Origin of the sequence: Rhodoplanes roseus (genome assembly GCF_003258865.1) — a bacterium.
Lineage (GTDB): Bacteria > Pseudomonadota > Alphaproteobacteria > Rhizobiales > Xanthobacteraceae > Rhodoplanes > Rhodoplanes roseus.
The window spans coordinates 3,943-5,149 of record NZ_NPEX01000353.1 but is presented as its reverse complement, the minus strand read 5'-3'; the positions used below and the strand labels follow the sequence as shown (position 1 = coordinate 5,149).

Genomic DNA, 1,207 nt, shown 5'->3' with positions numbered 1-1,207 from the left:
CCGAGCAGCCCGCCGGCTGCCGGCCGGCGGACCAGGCGGACCGCGAAGGCGACGCCGAAGCCGAGCGCGAGCGTCAGCACCGTCGCGGCGGCTGCCAGCGTCACGGTCGAGCCGACGTGGCGGACGAGATCGGGATCGAAGCCGACCAGCAGGCCGCGGACCATCACCTCGCGCAGCAGGAACACGAAGGGCACCGCGAAGCCGAGAACGACCGGCAGCAGGCAGGCGGCGAGCGCGAGCGCCCCGGACATGCCGGTGAGAGGGATGCGCCGGCAGTCGCGCGAATCGGTGCTGCTCGGCGCGACGCTGCGGCCGCGGCGGGCATGCCGCTCCAGCACGATCAGGGCGGCCACCGCGAGCAGCATCACGCAGGCGATCTGGGCGGCGCCGGCGAGGCTGCCGCGGTTGAGCCAGGTGGTGAACACGGCGAGCGTGAGGGTCCGGACGCCGAGATACTCGGTCGCGCCGATGTCGTTGAGCGACTCCATCAGCACCAGCGCCAGCCCGGCGGCGAGCGCCGGCCGCGCCATCGGCAGCGTGATGTCGCGGGCGATGCGCCAGGCGCCGGCGCCGAGCAGCCGCGCCGCCTCGACCAGGACGGCGCTGCGGGCCTGCAGCATCGCCCGCATGGCGAGATAGACATAGGGGTAGAGCACGAGGCTCATCACTACGACGGCGCCGCCGAGCGAGCGCATTTCGGGAAGCATCGAGCCGGACGGGCGGTCGATGCCGACCAGCCATCGCAGGCCCGTCTGCACGGGCCCGAGCGTGTCGAGCGTGTCGGCATAGACATAGGCGACGATATAGGTCGGGAAGGCGAGCGGCAGCGGCAGCAGCCAGACGACGAAACGGCGACCCGGAAAGTCGTGGACCGCGACGAGCCACGCCGTGCCGACGCCGATCAGCGTGGTGAGCGCCGCGATGCCGGCGAGCAGCATCAGGGTCGTCACCAGCGCGTCGGGCAGCACATAGGCGGCGAGATGCGGCCACAGCTCGGGATCGCCGCGCCAGCCGATGGCGAGCAGGCTGGCGATCGGTGTCAGCACCAGCGCCGCGACGGCGACGAGTGCGCTCCAGGCGAGCGGATGGCGGGGACGCAGGCGGATGGCAAAACGAATGGGTGAGGCACGTTCACCCTCCCCTGGAGGGGGAGGGTCGACAGCCGCAGGCTGTCGGGGTGGGGTGAAGCCGCGAACGCAGGCTTCGC

1 protein-coding gene is annotated in these 1,207 nt (G+C 72.5%); it reads right to left on the bottom strand.

What is annotated here, in order from left to right; all coding sequences use genetic code 11:
- Positions 1-1,046, bottom strand: a 1,046-nt coding sequence (locus tag CH341_RS27855; RefSeq protein WP_210208646.1) for an ABC transporter permease, incomplete at its 3' end; no start/stop codon positions are given.
- Positions 1,047-1,207 lie beyond the last annotated feature (161 nt).